Origin of the sequence: Castellaniella sp. FW104-7C03, from assembly GCF_040276085.1 — a bacterium.
Taxonomy (GTDB): Bacteria; Pseudomonadota; Gammaproteobacteria; order Burkholderiales; family Burkholderiaceae_B; genus Castellaniella.
In genome coordinates this window covers 49,332-69,692 of record NZ_JBELOK010000003.1, presented here as the reverse complement: position 1 = coordinate 69,692, position 20,361 = coordinate 49,332, and the positions used below count along the sequence as shown (strand labels likewise).

The window sequence follows — 20,361 nt, the reverse complement described above, 5'->3', positions numbered from 1 at the left end:
CAAAAAGCCCCACATCACCCCCATGCGACAGACCCCCCTGTACCAAGAAAGCCACCTAAAGGTATTGCGCCTGCTGGAGGCCGACCCCGGCCTGAACCAGCGCGAGCTGGCCAGTGCGCTGGGCATCAGCCTGGGTAAAACCAACTATTGCATGCGTGCACTGCTGGATAAGGGCCTGATCAAGGTACAAAACTTTAGAAACAGCGACAACAAGCTGGCCTATGCCTATTTGCTGACGCCCGCGGGGATTGCCGCCAAGGCGGAGCTGACCCGCAATTTCTTAAAGATCAAGCGCCAGGAATACGAAGCCCTGGAGCAGGAAATCAAACAACTGCAGCATGAGACGGGCAAAGACTCTTAGCGCTCAGTGTAATTTGTAAAATTAAATGTGGCTGTGAACGACAGAAATCTAAGCAAATAGCATGACTATTTTGATCACTGGAGGGGCCGGATTTATCAGTTCAAATTTTGCTCTTAATTGGGTGGTTCAAAGCAATGAACCAATCGTTAATCTGGACAAGCTTACCCACGCGGGCAATTTGGATAACCTGTCCAGCGCTCGTGCCTGCACCCCGCGACGCTGGCGGTCAACAACCCTTGGCTGTGTTCGCCGCGCATATTCTCTGGCGGGAATTGGAGGCGGCTGTCGATGCGGCTGATGGTTTCGTTCTTGTGTCTCAACACATCTTTAACGAAAGTGATGATTGCGTGTGCGACCTCTGGAGCGATTCCCTCAACTGGCAGTGCTTTTTGGTTCGGAATATTTCGAGGATCGCTTGCCTTGAGACCCCGGTACCATTGGTGGATTCCGAGGGCTGTTGGTGGGAGAAGGCGTCGAGGAATTATTAGTGCAGACACTGGTGGTGACCGTCAATCTGCGCTTGGTTGAACGGGCCACACAGACAGTCATTGTGGGTGTCGCCGCGCATACCGAGGCGGCGGCGCATCCCACCGACAGCCGCTTGCTGGAAGTGGCATTCGCCAAGATCGACGATGCGGCCAAGGCCTACAGCATGACCTTGAAGCAAAGCTACGCCAAGGAAGGCCGGAAGCAGTCCAAGAAAGGACCCGCTAACCGCATGCCAAAAAGCACCGACGCATGTACGAGGGGATCAAACGTCAGCACACGATTTCCGGGCACCAGGCACGCGGGATCGAGCGTAGCAAGACAGTGCTTACCGCAGAGCAGCCAGGAAGCCCTGGGTATGTTACTGATACGCGTGCAGAGGTTGAAGCGCGAAGCCGTTGGGGCCCCATGTGCAAGGAGCGACACAAGATCAATGCCTGGCGCGATCAGGAAGTGAAGTGCAATTCGAATAGCAAAGCCCGGACGCCTAATGAGTTTAGGATAAAGGCCGGCAGCGCCACACCTCTGAATGGCAACCTCATCGTAGGTGTTCGCAGCTTCCCGGGTAATCCGTATGACGGCCACACGCTGGCTGAGCAGTTGGAGTAGTCCAGCACTCTGATTGAGGCGACTGGTGTGCCGCCGCGGATCGTCTACGCAGATCTGGGTTATCCGGGTGTGGAGGCGGAGGTCTTGAAATGCAATCTCCTGTACCGGAGTAAATTCAAACGCCTCACTAACCAAGAGTACCAAATTCTTAAACAGTGGTAGGCGGTGAAGCCGACGAATAGTCATCTGAAATGCGTTGATAGAATGAATCGCTGTCATTTGAAAGACCATATGGTTGACGCCATCCGCGCGGTGCTGTGCGCAGCAGGCTGCAATGTGAACTGATTGCCGCGCATGATCTTTCGCAACAGGGTTAGTCCTTAATTATTATTATCTTGAATTATTGCCCGGATTCGGCGCCAGGGTCTGGCTGCTGTGTAATGACCCAGTGAAAAGGGGGGGGGGCAGGAAGTGCTGGATCATTACAGCTGGCCCGCCGGGCGAACTACCTTAGCCAAATTCGTGGCATCGTATCGCCAGAAATTTGGCTTGAAATTAATGAGATAAATTTCTCATGGATAACTAACTATCATTCGATCTATTCTTCATAAAAATAAAAAGGTTATAGCGAATTACTCGCACATGACGGCGCTTCACGTGCTGAATTCCTTTTTTTATCTATTGATCTATCCGTATGTAATTAGTGCGGTTGGGGTAGAGCAATATGGCAGTTTCGTTTTTGGTACCAGTGTTGCGTCATATTTCATCATGTTTGTAAGTTTTGGATTCGATATCCATGCTGCCAAATTGGTTTCTCTCGACGCAAACAATCGTGCCGTCCATGCGCATCTGTTATCTTGCGTTACGATAGCTAAATTATTACTACAGATCGCTGCGGCGGGCGTATTCCTATTACTAATAATCATATTTCCCATAATGAGGGATAATATATATATTCTTCTAATATGTTTCTGCAATACATTTTCCGCCGTCTTTCTCCCCGTGTGGTATTTTCATGGTTCTCAAAAAATGTGGATTGTTACAGCAGTGCAACTGTCCGCTAAAATTATTGGCCTCCCATTAATATTTTTGTTCGTCAAAACAGGTAGTGATATATATATTTACGCGCAAATAATCGTATCTACAAATATCATTTCTGGCGTTGTGTTGTTCCTGATAGCGATGTCAGTTATAGTCTGTAGATTGCCGGCTCCATCGGTTGCAGATATAAAGAAGATCATTTTGGATGTTCAGCCATTTTTCTGGTCTACAGCAATTACTTCAATAAAGCAAAGAAGTGTGGAAACCCTAATCGGAGTATTATTTGGGATGAAGGAGGTTGCTATTTATGATCTGGCAAATAAGATATTTTCTATACCCAGCATCTTAGTTTCAAATATAAATGTCGCCCTCTTTCCTGCTCTTGTTGGCCGAATACAGGTGGAGCAGGTACGAAAAATTATAAGATATGAGATCTACTTGGGGGTGGCATGCATCCTCTTCGTTCTTTTTTTTGGAGCGTGGGTGGTGGGGCTGAAATTTGCTTCAGAATTATACGATGCCTATCCCATATCTATAATATTAAGCATAAACATAATGACTATTTTGGTCGTCGGTGGATTTATATATTTTGTGTTTGTTCCGCAACACAGGTATGATCTAATTTTGAAGAACCAGTTAGTTTCAATATTTTCATTTTCTCTCGCATGCGCTCTATTCTTATTAATCAGATTTAACATGTATTCGATCATTTTAGCATTGGTCGTATCCGCAGTTGCGGAAATAGTTTATAGCTCAATGCAGATTCGAAACTTGAAAAAATCTAATCAAATACCGTCGATATCAACAAAAATATGATTTGGATCAAGGTGTGCTATATCTAGCCAAAATTCAAATATCGTTTGTTAATTTTATCGACGTATTTGTGCTCCGTGACATCGTGACTTTCAATCTTGTAGGAGTAGATGGTTATACCTTTCTGCGTTTAGGTTGGCAACGCGTTGCGTGGTCACTGTAGATAAATAACTCAGGGATACTAGGTCGGGAAATGGCGAGTGACAAACAGATCGCAACACCGGTAGTTTTGTTTCTATTTAAACGGGCAGATAAGCCACTTCAAGTAATAAGGCGGATCGCAGAGGTACAGCCTCCCCGTCTTTACTTGCTTTCAGATGGTGGGCGAGATGCAAAAGAACATGACATGGTTCTCCAGTGTCGGGCTCTGATAGAACGCGAAATTACATGGGACTGTGAAGTTATACGCAGATATCAAGAACAAAATATTGGGGTATATAGAAATATAGCAGGCGGTGCAAAATGGGTTTTTAAAAGAGAAAAGGTGGCCATATTCCTTGAAGATGATAATCTACCAGAAATAACATTCTTCAAATTTTGTGAAGAAATGTTGCTTAGATACTCCGATGATGCGCGTGTCTTATGGGTTTGCGGAACTAATTATTTAGAGAACTATTCTCCTGAAGACGATTCTAGTTATGTTTTCACTAAGAATATGATGCCATGTGGATGGGCGTCATGGGCTGAAAAATTCAATAAATTTTACGATGGCGAATTGAAGCTTTGGCAGAACCCTTATATTCGCAGGCGGCTGAAGTTTGAGTATCTATACGGTCGCTTGTACTATCAAGATAAGTACAATCTCGACTATGAGATTAGCTTTAAAGAAGAAAATGGTATGTTCTATTCGTGGGACTACCAAATGGCCTTCAGTATGAGAGCTCATAATGTGTATGCCATTGCACCGAAGTACAACCAGATATGCAACATAGGCGCTGATTTAAATGCGACTCACGGCGGGAACGATCTCGGTGACGTGATGGTTGATCGGCTCTGCGGGCTAAAAACTAAATCATTAGAATTTCCCCTTAAACATCCTGCAACACTCCTTATAGATCGAAATTTTGAACTGAAGGTCGCTAAGATAATATTGAACCCCCGGTTTTTTTCGGTCCGATCAATAGTTTCGAGATTTGTAAGGAAGGTTCTTGGGGTGCCATTTGGAGTGACCATACTCAATTTCTTCCTCAAGAAAAAATGATTTATCATATCTCAACAATGCTCCTGACACGAGTTGTTCTCATCAAGTTAAGGCTATTACGGTGATACTTAACAGTACATATTGTCATCCGATTACTTAAGGTAACGATGCGAGGGGAGCGACAAACTCGCTAAAAAGAGGGATTCAAGCCTGTAATGCATGCTCATTTAAAACATAATCTAATATGATTAGACGCAATATCAAGCGGACGATTACATATAGTTGGATAAATTCCATACTTTTGGCAATCTTATTGTTTTTGATGATGTGGATATTATCTGGTTGGAATTATTGGAACGGGGATTATAACGCATATCATGATTATTATGTCGTTCGAGATACACTAAGTGACTGGGGCCTAGAGGTTGGATATGGTGGACTTAACATACTTGCGAACGAGTTGGGGCTTTCCTTTCGGGACTTCCAGATTACGTTGTCTGCAATAACTTTAGCGTTGGTCTTCAGGTTTCTGGTCTTTTTTTCTATTAGCCCATATTTGGCTACGCTTGCATACGCCTTGCTTCTTTTTCCTCTGGACTATGTATTATTAAGAAATGGGCTCGCATTTGCTATATTCCTGCAAGGGATTATTTCCTTCATAAACATAAGTAGCCATGGTAGATTGAAATTCCTATTGTCTATAGTACTAGCCACGAGTGTTCATCAATCTTTTATGTTTTTCCTAATCCTTCTCATTATTCCTAGGGAGAGGGTTATTCCATTGCGCGTGGCAATTTCTTACCTAGTGCTGTTTTATTCTTTGTATATTATCTTAAGAAAGGGTTATGTGCTTCCGGAGTCTCTGGCAGAGCATCTACGGTTTTATAGTCAATCCTTAAAAAATGCAGTAATTCTGACGGTTTTAAATTTTTTCTCTGTCGTGGGTGTTTTCTTAATGCACTTGGCGATTTGCCGAGGGCGTTTAGTCCTCAGCATTCCGCGTGACCGGGATAGTATCTTTATTATGAATTTAAACGTCATTTCATTATCTCTAGTGGTATTATATTTTGAATCGGATGTCTTTGTACGATTATTTAGGGTTTTATTATTTATAAATATAGCCTATTGTATAAATGTCTTCTGTGTGGGCGGAAATTATAAGAAGTTAGTGTGCGCTTTTTATATACTAGCGTTCTCTTTTTATATCCTTTATTATTTTCTAATCCCGGTTTTGGAGTTTACAGTAATTCCTCTGTTTAAATATAATTCACTTATTGGTTATTTTTGATGGATATTATTTTTTTGGGAGGGGTGCTCCCTCAAACAGAGCGAGAGGCGGTACTATTGAAGTCTATAGGCTGTTTTCAAGCCGCCGCCAACGTTTTGCAAATGGGGTATATTAATGGCCTCTCGCGTAATGGCTTGATCGGCGAGGTTATCGTAATTAATTTGCCTTTCATTGGTTCTTATCCAAGACGATATAGGGATTTGTTTTATCGGCCGTTGAGTGCCTGTTGTTTAGAAGGGAATATCCGATACATTAACGTACCTTTTTTTAATTTATCTGCTGTAAAGTTGTTCCACAGAACGTATCTTTCGTCCAAGATGTTGTTTAGGCTATTGTCCTCAGCGAGGGCAGCTGAAGATTATTATGTATTTTGTTATTCGATGCACTTACCATTTTTAATTGCATGTTATCTTTCTAAGATCCTTAATAAACGAGGGAAGTTTTGTGTCATTGTTCCCGATCTGCCAGAATATATGGCGGCCCGCCGTGGGATAGGCGAAAGAATTTCGCGAATTGTGTCTAAACTCTCCTACTACATTGTTAATCAAATGGATTCTGTTGTTGTAATTACAGAACAGATGGCTAGCAAATTTCCTATGGTGGCAAATAAAATCGTCATAGAGGGCATGTCAGACAACAGTAATCGAGAGCCGTATTCTGAAGGATTGGCTGGTAGTAAGCGGTATTTCCTGTACACCGGGACTTTGGATCGTCGATATGGGATAAGAAATCTTGTTGATTCCTACATCAAATCAGGCGTGATCGATTGTGATTTAATAATTTGTGGTGATGGCGATGATCGAGAATATGTGATTAAGGCATCACGTCTAAATTGTCGAATACACTATCTAGGTCAAATTGACAGGGAAAGGGTTTTGGATCTGCAGCGAGACGCTTTGGTGTTAATAAATCCTCGGGATAATGACTCTGAATACACTAAATATTCATTTCCGTCTAAGGTGATCGAATATATGACATCTGGTGTGCCTGTCTTGATGTATCGATTGGATGGGATTCCTGACGAATACTATAAGTATTGCTTCTCCATAGAGCCTGACGCTGATGGCATGGCAAGAGCAATGGCGGAGGTGTCGCGGCTCTCGTGGACTAGCCTGCGTGCGAAGGGTAGTGAGGCCAGGGATTTTATTCTTCGATTCAAGACTTCAGAAAGGCAGATTGAAAAATTGTTGAATTCTATTATTGGGTGCGATGATGTTTAAAGATAAGAGTCTCCTTATTACGGGTGGAACGGGTTCGTTTGGAAATGCGGTATTGAATCGATTCATTGGGACTGATATTTCTGAAATCCGAATTTTTAGTAGAGATGAGAAGAAGCAAGATGACATGCGCAAACGCTATAGCAGCTCCAAGTTGAAATTCTATATTGGTGATGTTCGGGACCTTCGTAGTGTCCAACAAGCGATGCGTGGTGTTGATTACATTTTTCATTCGGCGGCCCTTAAGCAAGTTCCCTCTTGCGAGTTCTATCCAATGCAGGCTGTGTATACCAACGTGCTGGGTACAGAAAACGTCTTAGAGGCAGCAATTGCCGCTGGCGTTAGTCGGGTGGTGTGTCTTAGCACGGATAAAGCAGTCTATCCCATCAATGCCATGGGTATTAGCAAGGCAATGATGGAAAAGGTGATGGTGGCCGCAAGCCGCAATTTGCGGGCTACGAGTACTGTCATCTGCGGCACGCGCTACGGAAATGTCATGGCGTCACGCGGCTCGGTTATTCCGCTGTTTGTCCAGCAGGTATTGGCGGGGGAACCCATTACAATTACGGACCCGGCCATGACGCGTTTCATGATGACATTGGCTGACGCTGTGGATCTGGTGCTATTTGCTTTTGAACACGGCAATAATGGTGATATCTTCGTGCAGAAGGCTCCTGCAGCAACAATCGAAACCTTGGCGCGCGCTATCACCAAGCTGATGGGTAAGCCAGAGCACCCGATCCAGATTATTGGTACTCGGCACGGCGAGAAACTATACGAGGCGCTGCTAAGCCGCGAAGAGATGGCGTGTGCTGAAGATATGGGTGAATATTTTCGAGTCCCAGCAGATAATCGTGATCTAAACTACGGTAAATACGTTGAGCAAGGAGAGCCTCGGTTGACGCAAACCGCGCACGGAGAGGACTACAACAGCCATAACACGCAACGGTTGGATATTGTCGGTATGCAACAGCTGCTCCTCAAGTTGGACGGTATGCGGCGGATTGCACGAGGGGAGATTGTGGATGTTGAGGAGCACTGAATAATGATTAACGTGTTGATCACAGGGGCTAATGGTTTCATTGGGCAGAACCTACAGTTGCACTTATCTGCGCGTGAGGACATACATCTGACGAAATTCACTCGCCATAACGCTCCTAACGAGCTGTTAAGTTTGCTTCAGAATATCGACTTTGTTTTTCACACGGCGGGAGTAAACCGCCCGCAAGACACGGCTGAGTTCGCATCGGGTAATGCAGGGCTGACTCAATCCTTGTGTGATGCTGTGGCGCAAGTGGCTATTCGCACAGGAAGACGGGTGCCTGTATTATTTGCATCTTCTATCCAAGCGGAGCGGGAGAACCCTTATGGGCAAAGTAAGTTGGCCGCCGAAGAGGCACTGTTTGCCTTGGGGCGCCAACATGGCGTACCGGTTCATATATTTCGTCTGCCCAATGTTTTTGGGAAGTGGGCTCGCCCGAACTATAACTCAGCGGTTGCGACCTTCTGTCATAACATCACTCGCGATTTACCCATCCAGATCAATGACCCTGATGCCCACATCACTCTTGTATATATCGATGATGTGATCCAGCATTTCATTGCGGCAATGGATGGCAAGCTTAACGCAGGACCATATGTATCTGTTCACCCACAGTATAGCCTTTCCGTTGGCGAACTGGCAGCACAGCTATATATGTTCCGCGAAAGTCGTCAGACATTGATCACGGAACCTGTGGGAACAGGTCTAGTACGGGCGTTGCACTCAACCTATCTTAGCTATTTGCCGCCTGAACAGTTTGCTTACGAGGTTCCTAAGCATAGTGATCCGCGCGGTATGTTCGTGGAGATGCTGAAAACCCGGGATTCCGGGCAGTTCTCATTTTTCACTGCTCATCCTGGCATTACGCGGGGAGGGCATTATCATCATTCTAAAACGGAGAAGTTCCTGGTCATCAAGGGCAAGGCCTGTTTTCGTTTTCGACATATCGTCTCGGGTGAATTCCATCAGCTGTTCACTACGGGGGATCAACCTGAGATTGTTGAAACCGTGCCCGGCTGGACGCACGATATTACCAATGTTGGTCAGGACGAAATGATTGTGATGCTCTGGGCTAACGAGATCTTTGATCGTGAGCACCCAGATACCTATACTCGCCAGGTCGGCACGGCAGACTGACCCGCAACTGCAGGATTAATCGCCATGAAGAAAATGAAAGTCGTAACGGTGGTGGGCACACGGCCAGAGATCATTCGCCTGTCCCGCGTGATCGCCAAGCTGGATGAGTATTGCGATCATGTGCTGGTTCATACTGGCCAGAACTATGACTACGAGCTTAATGAGATATTCTTCCAAGATCTGGGGATTCGCAAGCCCGATCATTTTTTGAACGCAGCTGGTGTCAATGGTGCCGAAACAATAGGAAAGGTGATCATTGCAGTGGATCAAGTGTTGAGCCAAGTACAGCCCGAGGCCCTGTTGATCTTGGGTGACACCAATAGTTGCATGGCTGTCATTCCAGCCAAACGTCGCAAAATACCTACGTTCCATATGGAAGCCGGCAACCGCTGCTTCGATATGCGGGTGCCAGAGGAAATCAATCGTCGCATCGTTGATCATACAGCCGACATCAACCTGACTTACAGCACGATCGCACGGGACTATCTGTTACGAGAAGGCTTGCCGCCCGACATGGTCATTAAGACCGGTAGCCCCATGTTTGAAGTGCTAAGCTACTATCGCCAAGGCATTGAGGAGTCAAATATACTCCACCGCCTGGAGCTGGAACCGGCCAAGTTCTTTGTAGTTAGTGCGCATCGTGAAGAAAATATCGAATCAGACAAGAACTTTCGTCGGTTGGTCGATGTATTGAATGCTGTTGCCAGTCAGTACGGCTACCCGGTGATCGTTTCTACACATCCTCGTACACAGAAGCGGGTGGATGCCTTGGGTGTGACATTTCATGAGCAAGTGCGTTTGCTGAAGCCCCTGGGTTTCAAGGATTACAATAAGCTGCAGCTAAATGCTAAGGTTGTTTTATCTGATAGTGGCACGATTTCCGAGGAGTCTTCAATCATGAGTTTCCGCGCGTTAAATATTCGTGAGGCCCATGAGCGACCAGAGGGTATGGAAGAAGCTGCAGTAATGATGGTTGGGCTGGACACGAACAGGATTATGCAGGGATTGAGCATACTGGAAGATGAACAGGACGGTGAAGAGCGGTTATTACGTTTGGTGGCTGACTATAGTATGCCTAATGTGGCAGAAAAAGTGGTTAGGATTATCCATAGCTATACAGATTACGTAAATAGGGTCGTTTGGAAAGCATATTAAATGAGGATGCTATTTATTAGTCAGCTTTTTGATCCAGAATATTCAATAAAAGGATTGGAATTTCTGCGGGATGTTAAAGCTAGCGGGATAGAGGTTGATGTTATTACTACATTTCCGAATTACCCAACAGGGAAGATATTTCCTGGATATAAGTTACGGGCCTGCCAGATCGAAGAAAAAGATGAGATGCGGATATTTAGGGTTTGGTCATATATCTCCCATTCAAGATCTAGATTTGCGAGAGGCCTGGCATATGTTACGTTCATGCTGAGTGCACTCGGGGTTTCCCTATTCATCAGAAAACCAGATGTCGTGTACGCCTATCATCCCCAGATAACTACGGGCATTATCGGGATTATTCTGAAAAAAACTAAATCAGTAAAATTTATTACTGATGTTCAAGATCTATGGCCTGACGCGTTAGCGGCAACCGGCAACCGGAAAGATTCGATCTTGTATAGGCTTATATACCGGATTTGCAGCTACATTTATAAACAAGCTGATGCAATAATAGTTCTGTCTAAGGGATATAAGAGAGAGCTCGTGAAACGTGGAGTTGATGAGCAGAAAATTAGCATTGTTTACAATTGGCATGCTGAAGAGCAGGAAACTACCCATATTCCGATTACACAAGTTGAAGGCAGCTCTCTGCTCAAAGGTCAATCAAAATATAAATTTGTATACGCAGGGAATTTAGGTGCGGCACAATCGCTAAAAACGATAATTCATGCATTTGATAAGTGTAAAGAGTATTCTATCGATCTAAATATTATCGGCTCTGGTGTCGAGGCAACCTTGCTCGCGGAATATACAAAAAATATCGGCGCTGAAAATATATATTTTCTAGGATATATACCATCCAAGGAAATAGGTCCGTACTTAATGCAAGCTGACGTCCTTGTGGCTCATTTAAAAGATGATCCATTGTTCAAAATTACGATTCCATCGAAGGTACAAGCATACCTTAGCTTAAGTAAGCCAATTCTAATGGCAGTTGGTGGCGAGGCGAACCAGATCATCGAGGATGCGCATGCCGGAATATGTGCAGAACCGGACGATGTTGAAAGTATCACACGCGGGATAAAGGATCTGATTCGGCTACATGATGAGTGGCCTATTATGAGCAAGAATGGATACTCGTTCTATTACACTAGTATGTCACGATCTTTTGCCCTTAATAAAATTTTAAAAATTTTGAGAAATATTTAAAGATCGATCATGATAATCAGACCAGCCCGGAGTTCGGATATTGATTCAATAATTGACATTCATATAAAAGCATTTCCGAGTTTCTTTCTGACTAATATGGGCCGTAAATTCTTAAAAGAACTATACTCGGGTTTCCTGGCACATGCTATCTTGCTAGTGGCGGAGGACCAGCACAAATTGGGTTTTGTAGCAGGTACCTGCTCTCCAGAGAGTTTTTTCCCGCGATTACGTCAAAATCGTGGACTACGTTTTATGATCTATGCAGTGCCTTCCCTGGTAAAGAGTCCCAAAGTGGTTTTTAAGAAACTTTTCTCGGCACTCAATTATAGGGGAGATAAGATTGTGAGCTTAGAAGGTGGAACGTTATTGAGTAGTATCGGAGTGTTACCCGAAGCGCAAGGTAAGTCGGTAGGAAGAGCTTTACTTGAGGCTTTTGAGGTCGAAGCATTCTCAAAGGGTAGTTCGTACATATACTTGATTACTGACGCTACGGATAATGACACAGTTAATAACTTCTACAAAAAATATCAATATTCAATAGAATCGACATTTCTGCAGTCTGGGGGTCGTAGAATGTACCGATATATAAAATACAATTCTTTGTCTAGCGAACATAACACGAGGTAGACCATGACGTCGCTCCCATTTCTTCCATTTGCATTGCCCGAGATCGGTGAGGAGGAAATTTCAGAGGTTGTTGATGCTTTGCGATCCGGATGGGTGACTACCGGGCCCAAGGCTCGACAGTTTGAACAGGACTTCGCCCGGTTCATGGATGATGACTCCGTTGAAGCTATTGCAGTTAACTCAGCGACGGCAGGATTGCATTTGGCGTTGGAAGCTGTGGGCGTACAGCCTGGCGATGAGGTAATTTTGCCGAGCTATACTTTTACTGCCACTGCAGAGGTTGTTAGATATCTAGGAGCTATACCAGTCATCGTGGACGTGTTAGAGGAAACGTTCAATATAGACCCCATTGCTGTCGAAGCTGCAATTACGCCACGGACCAGAGTGTTATTACCAGTTCATTTTGCTGGTCTAAGTTGTGATATGGATGCGCTATTTCGCATAGCTAGAAAACATAAATTGAAAGTAGTCGAGGATGCTGCGCATGCGCTTCCGGCAACATGGAAGGGAAGGAAAATAGGGTCTTTGGAATCAGATGCAACAGTATTCAGCTTTTATGCGAATAAAACCATGACTACTGGCGAAGGTGGTATGTTGATTACAAGAGATTCGGAACTGGCAAAGCGTGCGCGTATCATGCGCTTGCACGGTATTAGTCGTGATGCGTTCGACCGTTACACATCAACGAGTCCTTCGTGGTTCTATGAGATAGTTGCTCCGGGATTTAAATATAATATGCCAGATCCTGCAGCTGCGATTGGGATTCACCAATTGCGCCGCCTGTCCGGATTTCAGAAAAGGCGCGAGCATATGGCTGAAATATATAATGAGGCGCTACGCGAATTGCCTGTTGTTTTGCCTGCTTCTGCCCCCAAAGGAGATATCCATGCAAGGCATATTTATCCTTTGCGTTTGTCAGATGATTCGCCAATTCGGCGTGATCAATTCATTCAAAAAATGTCAGATCTAGGCATTGGGTGCTCAGTGCATTTTATTCCTTTGCATTTGCAGCCATACTGGCGAAAAAGCTGTAGCTTAGAGAAAAATGATTTTCCAGTTTCACAGAACCTTTTTGAGCAAGAGGTTTCAATTCCATTATACACAAGAATGACTGATGAAGATCAATTTCGTGTTATTAAAACCATCAAACAAATTCTCTCTCGATGATGTTAAAGAGATTATTTGATATTTTTTTTTCTGTCTTTGGGCTTGTTGTATTTGCGCCATTATTGCTAATTTCCGCCATTTGGATAAAGCTAAGTTCTACGGGATCAGTTTTTTTTAAGCAGACTAGAGTAGGTCGATATGGGCGCGAATTTAAAATTTATAAATTTCGCACGATGCAGAATGATGCCGAAAGACAAGGTCGCTTAACTGTTGGTAGGGATAGGCGTATAAGCCGGCCTGGACTTATTCTTAGAAAGTATAAGATTGATGAACTTCCTCAATTGGTGAATGTGGTTTTAGGGGATATGAGCCTGGTAGGCCCACGACCTGAGGTTCCCGAGTTTATGGCGTGTTATGCGCCAGAAATAAGAGAAAGAATTTTATCCGTGCGCCCTGGAATTACTGACTGGGCGTCAATTGAAATGGTTGATGAGAATCGGTTATTATCTGCATACGAGAATCCAGAACAAGCATATATTGATATAGTTATGCCAATTAAGCAGAATCTTTATTTAAGATATGTTGATGAAAGGAGCATGCTAATAGATATAAAAATTATATTTGCGACGATTTTCAAGATAATTCATCATTGATTTTATATCGGTAATTTTGATAGGCACAACTTAAACGTGACAATCGTTGAGCCATGGAACGTAAGAAAATAAATGAGGTTAGTCGAAAGGGTATGGTGTCTTGCAAGGTGATTCTTAATGGGCATCTGTGATAGCAGTAGTATTGGATGTATTGCTGATTAAAGGCTAATTTCAGTATGATAATTAACACTCGGTTCCGATCTTCATTAGTATTTCTGTTTGATCTAGCAGCTGTCCTTCTTGCGTGGACAGGTGCATTCCTGATTCGTTTTAATTTTGATTGGCTACCGGGCTTTGAGCAGACAATCTGGCTCGGACTGATTCCTTTGTTAGTTGCTCAATTATTTGCATGTCAGTGGGCGGGCTTGTACCGCGGCATGTGGCGTTTTGCTAGTTTGTTGGATTTGCAGCGGGTTCTAAAGGCGGTTTTGGTTTCCACGTTTGTGTTGCTGCTGATGGCGCTGTTTTCTCAGCCCTATCTGCATATTCCACGCTCATTGGTCGTGCTCTATCCCATACTCCTGTTCCTGATAATGAGCGGTGGACGTGTGGCGTGGCGTATGTGGAAGGAATATTGCCTGTACGACAAGGTGGGTGGCCAAGGGAAGCCGGTGGTGATTGCAGGGGCAGGCACGGCAGGCGCAATGCTGTTGCGTGAACTGCAGCGCACTTCAGAGTGGAATGTAGTCGCCCTAGTGGATGACGACCCTGCCAAACAGGGGCTGGAGTTATCAGGTTGCCGTGTTGAGGGCAGCACCCGAGATATTTCTAAGGTCTTAAAGCTGTACGAGGCCAAGCATATAATTTTGGCGATGCCGTCGGCACGTGCGCCAGTGTTGCGCCGCATTAGTGAGGAGGCGACTAAGGCAGGGGCTTTGCTGTTTACCATTCCCGCACTGGATGAATTGATGGCTGGCCGTGTGGCGATTAACGTGATGCGGCCGGTAAAAATTGAGGATTTATTGGGCCGTCAGCCGGTGCGCATCGATACGGACAACGTTATGGCGATGCTGGAGGGCAAAACCGTGCTGGTAACGGGGGCCGGTGGCTCGATAGGCAGCGAGTTGTGTCGTCAGCTTGTGCGTTTTGATCCTGACAAGGTGGTACTGCTTGAGGCCAATGAGTTTGCGCTGTACATGATTGAACAATGGTTTCGCGACGAAGCGGCCGACGTTACCATTATTCCCTTGGCGGGGGATGTACGCGATGCAGAGCGTATGGAAGAGATCTTTGCAGTGTGGCGGCCGCAGGTGGTGTTTCATGCGGCAGCGTACAAGCATGTGCCGTTGATGGAGGTCGGCAATGCTTGGCAGGCTGTGCGCAACAATGTATTTGGTACCTTGGTGGTCGCTGACAGTGCCCGGCGCCATGGGGTAAAGCGCTTTGTGATGATTTCCACCGACAAGGCGGTGAACCCCACCAACGTAATGGGGGCCACCAAGCGCATGGCCGAAATGGTGTGCGAAGCCTTGCATTGCCAAGGTCAGGGTACGTTGTTCCACGTAGTACGTTTTGGCAATGTGTTGGGCAGCACCGGTAGTGTTGTGCCTAAGTTCCAGGCGCAGATTGCCCGGGGTGGCCCGGTGACGGTGACCCATCCTGAGATCAACCGCTACTTTATGTCCATACCCGAAGCGGCTCAATTGGTATTGCAGGCGGCAGCTATGGGTATGGGCGGAGAGATTTTTGTGCTGGATATGGGCGAGCCGGTAAAGATTGTGGATTTGGCCCGCAATATGATTCGTCTCTCAGGCTATTCCGAAGATGAAATTCAAATCAGGTTTACTGGGCTGCGCCCTGGTGAGAAGCTTTATGAAGAGTTGTTGGCGGACACCGAGGAAACCGTGAAAACGCTACACGAAAAGTTAAGAATCGCTCGTTCGCGACTTGTGCCCGACGACTTCCTCGCTTATGTGCAGGCCTGGCAGGCCAACAAGCAAGTTGTGGGCGATGCGCAGGTGCGTGCCCAACTAAAGCGCTGGATACCCGAATACACACCAATGAAGCAGTAGCGTCCCGTCAAGCATGCGCTTTAACTTGGGATGGTTGGACAGTTGTTGAAGTCTCTTTTCAGGATCGTTATGCCTTTAAGCAGCCCCCTATGGCCCGTTGACAGGGGCTGGATTTCAGTATGGATGTCTACGTCCATCGCGATGTTCTATGCTCTGGCGCTCTCGCTGCCTTCGGGGTATTCGTATGGTGCGGCCCTGTTATTCCTAGGGGTGCTATATAGCTTGGTTCGTGGCAGGTGCGATGTCACCCTGCCGTATGATCGTCAGGATCGCATCCTGTGCCTGGTGTTGCTGAGTTGCTTTCTAGTTCCATTAGTCGCCGTGCTGTGGCACGGTGATTCAATGGCATTCCTGGATCAGCCTTTGCGCTATGTACTGGTGATTCCTATTCTGATCGGGCTACGCCGCATATCAATCCGTTTGCATTGGGTGTGGGCAGGAATTGCTATAGGCTTGGTGACTACAGCGGGAGTCGCTTGGTGGCAGGTGCATGATCTGAAGCTTCCCCGCGCCACGGGTTTTGTGACCAGCGCGATACCTTTTTCCAATTTGTCGCTGACCATGACCTTTTGGGCTGCGTTGGGGGCGTATTGGGCCGGCTCACGTGGCCGTTTTGCCTGGATGGGCTTGATGGCGGTAGCGGCGTTGTGTGGCTTGTACGCGGTGCTGGCCTCAGCAACCCGAGGCAGTTGGATTGCGTTGCCTATTATGTTGGTGCTGCCGGCGATCGCGGTATTGCGCCGACGCCATCTGCGCCGCGTTTTTGCAGCCAGTATTGTAATTATTGTTGCTGCGATGGTGGTTTTTGCGACCGTGCCTGTTGGCGAAATGGCCGCGGCTAGGTATGCCGGTGCTGTTGAGGAGTGGGACGCGTATGTGATACGAGATGATGCCACGAACAACGTGGGCTTGCGGATAGAAGCCTGGAAGGCTGCCCTGCTTAGCATTGCCGAACGGCCTTTGCTTGGCTGGGGCCAGCAGGAATATTCTACGCAACTGGATCATTTGATTCAAAGTGGCCGCGTGGATCCAGCCATACTGGTTTTGGCGAATACCCACAATAATTTCATCGAAGTCTGGCTGCACCAGGGATCCCTGGGTTTACTGGCGTTATTGGCTATGTTGATTTCCAGCTTCTGGTTTTTCTGCCAGCGCTTGCGCTCTACTGACCTAACAGTGCGTGTCTTAGCCTGCTGCGGTGCCGGCCTGCCGGCGGCATTCGCTTGTTACGGGCTTACACACTATATTCTGGGGCGGAACAATGGTGTGATGTTCTTTGCCATATCGCTGGCGGTGTTGTGGGCTCTAATGCGGCAGGCTGAGCAGGAAGCAGTCAGTCGGTGAATACTTCATCTGCAGACCCAGTCAGCGATACGATGGCTGTGGTCAGGGAGCAGCTATAAACTGTCTACGCACCAAGGCAATGAACACCCCTAGCATGCCACCCAGTACCAGCCCGAGCAGCAGGATCAGGGCCTTCCTGGGCTTGATGGGATCTACTGGGACAATCGCCGCATGATCTATCGTTGCTGTGTTCAATAAGGCTGAGTCGAGGGTAATTTCTCCGATTAGAGCCTGCTTTTTTAGTAAGTCGGGCAACTCGGAAATGTAGGCGTCTTCGTTTTGGCGTTGCTCTAGTTGCTGCAATTCCGATCTCAGCGCGCGGGCGCCACGCAGGTACAAAACACTGCCGCTATTGATACTGTCAGCGCTTGGATCCTGGGTGTTGATGGCAATCAGTGGGGCACTATCGGCTATTGTTTCCAGGCCGATACTCTCGGCGATGGCAAGGGCAGCTTTCAGCCGAGTGATCTGGTTCTGACGTACTTTCTGGGCAATCTGTCGGGCGGTAGCGATCTGGTCATTTAGGCTGCGCCTGCGGATCTCTAACTCAGCCTGCAGTTTGCTTTTCAGATTTTTGCTGGCTGCCTGTGAGGCCAGATCGGCGTAGGCGTTTGCCCATTTTGCAATGGTTTGCGGGTCTTTACCTTCCAGGATGATGCTAGACTGAACCTCGTTTTGGCTGCTTGGCAGTTTGATGGTGAGTTCTTTATCCAGCCGCATCCATGCACGTTGTGGGTTATCTTTTGTTGCCTTGTTTTCTTGTGCGGGCAGGTAATACTCGTCGAAAAAGCGTTGCCTGACGGCGCTGGATCCCAGATAGCGCAGGAAAACTGCGTAGGCGTCTTCTGGTGTCAGCGCTGAAATGCCTATCGCGGTGTTCGTGACCGTACCGCCGATTGCATGGCCCGTCAGTTGGCTGGCGATATTGTAGTTGGCCAGGTCGCTGGCTGTAGGTGGCAGGATCTGTGCCGTTGTCTGATAGACGGGGGGGCTGAGGAAGGCATAGGCGGCTGCGACTGCGGTAACAATCACTGCGCTCATTACGATCAGCGCCTTTGAGGCCCATAGTGCGCGAAACAGCTCGATCAGGTCGATTTCGTCAGCAACAGCAGGGCGGTCGTTGACAGTATTCTGGGGGGTCATATTAGGCTCCATAGTGCCGTAGATGCAACCGGCGGGCCGCTTCCACTGCCGTTGGAGATTATATGGATTTGCCCCGATCTTTGTGCTACAGGATGTGTGCAGCTTTCAATATGGATTTATCGGACGGATACTAAGCAGTAATAGGTTGCGCACACAAGGGAGTGAAAGGGCGTAACGACGCATTTTACAGTGGCCATGCGGCCACCGTTCGGTTATGCGGAGGGATTACTGTATGATGCGGAAGCGACACCCACGGTTCTGTGAGAGGCTCTAGGGGAGGTTTCCCGGGCAGATTCGTCAGAGGGTGGGAGGGGCCTCCATGGTGCTGTGGCGGAGTCCTCGCGTCGGAAAGCCTCAGACGCCAACAGCCAAAAAACGCCCAACATACCTCCCAATGTTCCGCCCAAAATAACGATAAGTGTGGGCCCGAACCCATCACGACTTAACGGCAATGTAGGTGCTTGCTGCAGGAAATAGGACGTCGCCTCGACTTTGTAGTCTCGAAGTGGTTTAAGCTGTACCAGTTCGCGCTTTATTTTGTAGTAATTGGGTGGATAAATGACAGGCGTGTTCTGTCGTGTTTCAAGCTCGGCATTTAGATATTTTTCGCCCAGCATGAACAGGCGCTTGCTGTCACTCAGCTCGATGACGGTGGCGCCTTCTGTTTGACGGGCTACAACATAATCCTTGATGCCTGCAAGTCTGGCTGTGTGCAGCGCATTTTCAAGACTCTCGATATTGTATTGTCGATCCGTCGTTAACTTGAAATCAATATTTTCCAGTTCAGTTTGGTGGGACAGGATCTGTGCATTTAGTAGATCATTGAACCCCTCATCAACCAGATAGAATGAAATGTCATTGGCCCAGTTCAGATAGCCAGTCAAGACATGCTGTGCTTGCTCTGTCGTATCGGCGCTAAATGTAAGTTTGTAGTGCGGGGCTATCTCATCTTTGCCGGGAGCCTCTATATGTAACTGTCGGGCTAAATCAAGCAGCAGACGATGGTTGGCCACGGGATCGTCCGTTTTTTGCTGTTTGTAGTATTCAGTTTTGCTTAAGTATGCCAACTGATTCTTGGAAATGGCGACTTCTTTAATAAACGTGCTGAACAGAGAAGAACTTAGTGCATTAGAGGCAATCGGCTCATTTCCGGTTACTCGTGCCATTGCTCGACGTTGATCAAGATAAGCGTTAATTTGCTCTAGTCGAGGTGGGCTAAGGTATGCGACCGATGTCCATTGCTCTTTTGTAGTGAGCACATAAATAGCCGAGAGCACTACGCCAACAAGGAAAAAAACCAACAAAGCGACGCGCCCTTTCCACAGATTTTGAAGAAGCTGGGCTAAGTCTATTTCGTTGTTGTGATCGATATTATGTGTTGGCATTACAGGCTACCCTCCAACTGCGGAGCAATGCCTGACGTTGCATGACGAAGAGCACACACTATATCCCGGCGGATCGCTTCAGCCCGTGCCTGAGACAGCCCCGTCCCGAGAACATGAACCTCATCTATTGGGCTAATGCATACTACGCTGAAGCCGCTTCTAGACCCACCGGAACGCTGAACCATAATCTGCCCAACAGCAGTATGCTCCAACCAGCCACCTGGCCACTCTAGGTCACCCTGCGAGGATACCCTAATGCATCCGATAGAGAACGCATAGTGATTGAAAATCTTGATACGAAGCGCAATTATGCCTATGCCTAATACGGTAGCCGCAAGAACCGCGCCCAGCTCACTTTGCCCGTAGGTAAGCGCTAAACTCGTAATACCTAGAATGCCCGCTGTAGCTACCGAAATATACGCGATATTGGCGATGAGATTGAAGTCGCCTATATACTGTTTAAATTTAAGTACTGTAGACTGATCAGCGCCCCTGCCCAAGTAATGGCCCTGAATTTGTTGTGTAGTGAAAGGCATGTGTGCGTGAGGTTCAAAAGCAAAATGATGGGGCGAACGTAACACAAAACGTTGTTAAGTTAACGTTTTGACACTTTGTGTAAAGGGTTATGCGGTAATTTTGCGTACGTGATAT

17 protein-coding genes and 1 pseudogene are annotated in these 20,361 nt (G+C 46.8%); 16 read left to right on the top strand and 2 right to left on the bottom strand.

What is annotated here, in order from left to right; all coding sequences use genetic code 11:
* Positions 1-22 precede the first annotated feature (22 nt).
* The 16 genes and pseudogenes from ABS758_RS04335 (at position 23) to ABS758_RS04260 (ending at position 17,182) form a co-directional block, all read left to right on the top strand.
* On the top strand, positions 23-361 hold the full coding sequence (locus ABS758_RS04335) for a MarR family EPS-associated transcriptional regulator (RefSeq protein WP_350380955.1): 339 nt from the start codon (positions 23-25) through the stop codon (positions 359-361).
* Between the two features lie 61 nt (positions 362-422).
* A pseudogene (locus ABS758_RS04330) lies at positions 423-557 on the top strand (dTDP-glucose 4,6-dehydratase); the annotation flags it as partial.
* A 264-nt stretch (positions 558-821) separates the two neighbouring features.
* Complete coding sequence (locus tag ABS758_RS04325; protein WP_350380954.1) at positions 822-1,304, top strand: hypothetical protein; 483 nt, start codon at positions 822-824, stop codon at positions 1,302-1,304.
* Between the two features lie 680 nt (positions 1,305-1,984).
* Positions 1,985-3,253: an oligosaccharide flippase family protein gene (locus tag ABS758_RS04320; protein WP_350381314.1), complete on the top strand. Its 1,269-nt coding sequence runs from the start codon at positions 1,985-1,987 to the stop codon at positions 3,251-3,253.
* A gap of 190 nt (positions 3,254-3,443) precedes the next feature.
* The gene (locus ABS758_RS04315) at positions 3,444-4,451 is read left to right on the top strand and encodes a hypothetical protein (RefSeq protein WP_350380953.1); all 1,008 of its coding nucleotides are present in this window, start codon (positions 3,444-3,446) and stop codon (positions 4,449-4,451) included.
* Positions 4,452-4,635: 184 nt separating this feature from the next.
* Entirely contained in the window at positions 4,636-5,679 is a 1,044-nt protein-coding gene (locus ABS758_RS04310) for an EpsG family protein (RefSeq protein ID WP_350380951.1), read from the top strand.
* Entirely contained in the window at positions 5,679-6,899 is a 1,221-nt protein-coding gene (locus tag ABS758_RS04305; RefSeq protein ID WP_350380949.1) for a glycosyltransferase, read from the top strand. The genes ABS758_RS04310 and ABS758_RS04305 overlap by 1 nt, the downstream gene beginning before the upstream one ends.
* On the top strand, positions 6,892-7,938 hold the full coding sequence (locus ABS758_RS04300) for a polysaccharide biosynthesis protein (RefSeq protein WP_350381312.1): 1,047 nt from the start codon (positions 6,892-6,894) through the stop codon (positions 7,936-7,938). The genes ABS758_RS04305 and ABS758_RS04300 overlap by 8 nt, the downstream gene beginning before the upstream one ends.
* 3 nt (positions 7,939-7,941) lie before the next feature.
* Positions 7,942-9,075 carry a UDP-2-acetamido-2,6-beta-L-arabino-hexul-4-ose reductase gene (gene wbjC / locus ABS758_RS04295; RefSeq protein WP_350380947.1) on the top strand — a complete coding sequence of 378 codons (1,134 nt, stop codon included), beginning with the start codon at positions 7,942-7,944 and terminating at the stop codon, positions 9,073-9,075.
* 24 nt (positions 9,076-9,099) lie between these two features.
* Positions 9,100-10,230: a non-hydrolyzing UDP-N-acetylglucosamine 2-epimerase gene (gene wecB, locus ABS758_RS04290; protein ID WP_350380945.1), complete on the top strand. Its 1,131-nt coding sequence runs from the start codon at positions 9,100-9,102 to the stop codon at positions 10,228-10,230.
* Entirely contained in the window at positions 10,231-11,439 is a 1,209-nt protein-coding gene (locus ABS758_RS04285; RefSeq protein WP_350380943.1) for a glycosyltransferase family 4 protein, read from the top strand. It begins immediately after the preceding gene.
* Positions 11,440-11,448: 9 nt separating this feature from the next.
* A complete protein-coding gene (locus ABS758_RS04280; protein ID WP_350380941.1) occupies positions 11,449-12,066 on the top strand; it encodes a GNAT family N-acetyltransferase in 618 nt (205 codons plus the stop codon).
* A gap of 3 nt (positions 12,067-12,069) precedes the next feature.
* Positions 12,070-13,233: a DegT/DnrJ/EryC1/StrS family aminotransferase gene (locus tag ABS758_RS04275; RefSeq protein ID WP_350380939.1), complete on the top strand. Its 1,164-nt coding sequence runs from the start codon at positions 12,070-12,072 to the stop codon at positions 13,231-13,233.
* On the top strand, positions 13,230-13,826 hold the full coding sequence (locus tag ABS758_RS04270) for a sugar transferase (RefSeq protein WP_350380938.1): 597 nt from the start codon (positions 13,230-13,232) through the stop codon (positions 13,824-13,826). Before ABS758_RS04275 ends, ABS758_RS04270 begins: the two co-directional genes overlap by 4 nt.
* A gap of 176 nt (positions 13,827-14,002) precedes the next feature.
* The gene (locus ABS758_RS04265) at positions 14,003-15,838 is read left to right on the top strand and encodes a polysaccharide biosynthesis protein (RefSeq protein WP_350380936.1); all 1,836 of its coding nucleotides are present in this window, start codon (positions 14,003-14,005) and stop codon (positions 15,836-15,838) included.
* Between the two features lie 123 nt (positions 15,839-15,961).
* A complete protein-coding gene (locus tag ABS758_RS04260) occupies positions 15,962-17,182 on the top strand; it encodes an O-antigen ligase family protein (RefSeq protein WP_350380934.1) in 1,221 nt (406 codons plus the stop codon).
* Between the two features lie 42 nt (positions 17,183-17,224).
* Here ABS758_RS04260 and ABS758_RS04255 read toward each other — a convergent pair whose 3' ends face one another.
* Positions 17,225-18,325, bottom strand: coding sequence for a Wzz/FepE/Etk N-terminal domain-containing protein (locus ABS758_RS04255; protein ID WP_350380932.1), 1,101 nt, complete (start codon positions 18,323-18,325; stop codon positions 17,225-17,227).
* Between the two features lie 212 nt (positions 18,326-18,537).
* Complete coding sequence (locus tag ABS758_RS04250; protein WP_350380930.1) at positions 18,538-19,710, bottom strand: LPS O-antigen chain length determinant protein WzzB; 1,173 nt, start codon at positions 19,708-19,710, stop codon at positions 18,538-18,540.
* Between the last annotated feature and the right edge of the window lie 651 nt (positions 19,711-20,361).

Coding starts and splice junctions, on each gene's coding strand:
- ABS758_RS04335 (WP_350380955.1), top strand. CDS start 23: ATGCGACAGACCCCCCTGTACCAAGAAAGCCACCTAAAGGTATTGCGC.
- ABS758_RS04315 (WP_350380953.1), top strand. CDS start 3,444: ATGGCGAGTGACAAACAGATCGCAACACCGGTAGTTTTGTTTCTATTT.
- ABS758_RS04310 (WP_350380951.1), top strand. CDS start 4,636: ATGATTAGACGCAATATCAAGCGGACGATTACATATAGTTGGATAAAT.
- ABS758_RS04305 (WP_350380949.1), top strand. CDS start 5,679: ATGGATATTATTTTTTTGGGAGGGGTGCTCCCTCAAACAGAGCGAGAG.
- ABS758_RS04300 (WP_350381312.1), top strand. CDS start 6,892: ATGTTTAAAGATAAGAGTCTCCTTATTACGGGTGGAACGGGTTCGTTT.
- wbjC (WP_350380947.1), top strand. CDS start 7,942: ATGATTAACGTGTTGATCACAGGGGCTAATGGTTTCATTGGGCAGAAC.
- wecB (WP_350380945.1), top strand. CDS start 9,100: ATGAAGAAAATGAAAGTCGTAACGGTGGTGGGCACACGGCCAGAGATC.
- ABS758_RS04285 (WP_350380943.1), top strand. CDS start 10,231: ATGAGGATGCTATTTATTAGTCAGCTTTTTGATCCAGAATATTCAATA.
- ABS758_RS04280 (WP_350380941.1), top strand. CDS start 11,449: ATGATAATCAGACCAGCCCGGAGTTCGGATATTGATTCAATAATTGAC.
- ABS758_RS04275 (WP_350380939.1), top strand. CDS start 12,070: ATGACGTCGCTCCCATTTCTTCCATTTGCATTGCCCGAGATCGGTGAG.
- ABS758_RS04270 (WP_350380938.1), top strand. CDS start 13,230: ATGATGTTAAAGAGATTATTTGATATTTTTTTTTCTGTCTTTGGGCTT.
- ABS758_RS04265 (WP_350380936.1), top strand. CDS start 14,003: ATGATAATTAACACTCGGTTCCGATCTTCATTAGTATTTCTGTTTGAT.
- ABS758_RS04260 (WP_350380934.1), top strand. CDS start 15,962: ATGTCTACGTCCATCGCGATGTTCTATGCTCTGGCGCTCTCGCTGCCT.
- ABS758_RS04255 (WP_350380932.1), bottom strand. CDS start 18,325: ATGACCCCCCAGAATACTGTCAACGACCGCCCTGCTGTTGCTGACGAA.
- ABS758_RS04250 (WP_350380930.1), bottom strand. CDS start 19,710: ATGCCAACACATAATATCGATCACAACAACGAAATAGACTTAGCCCAG.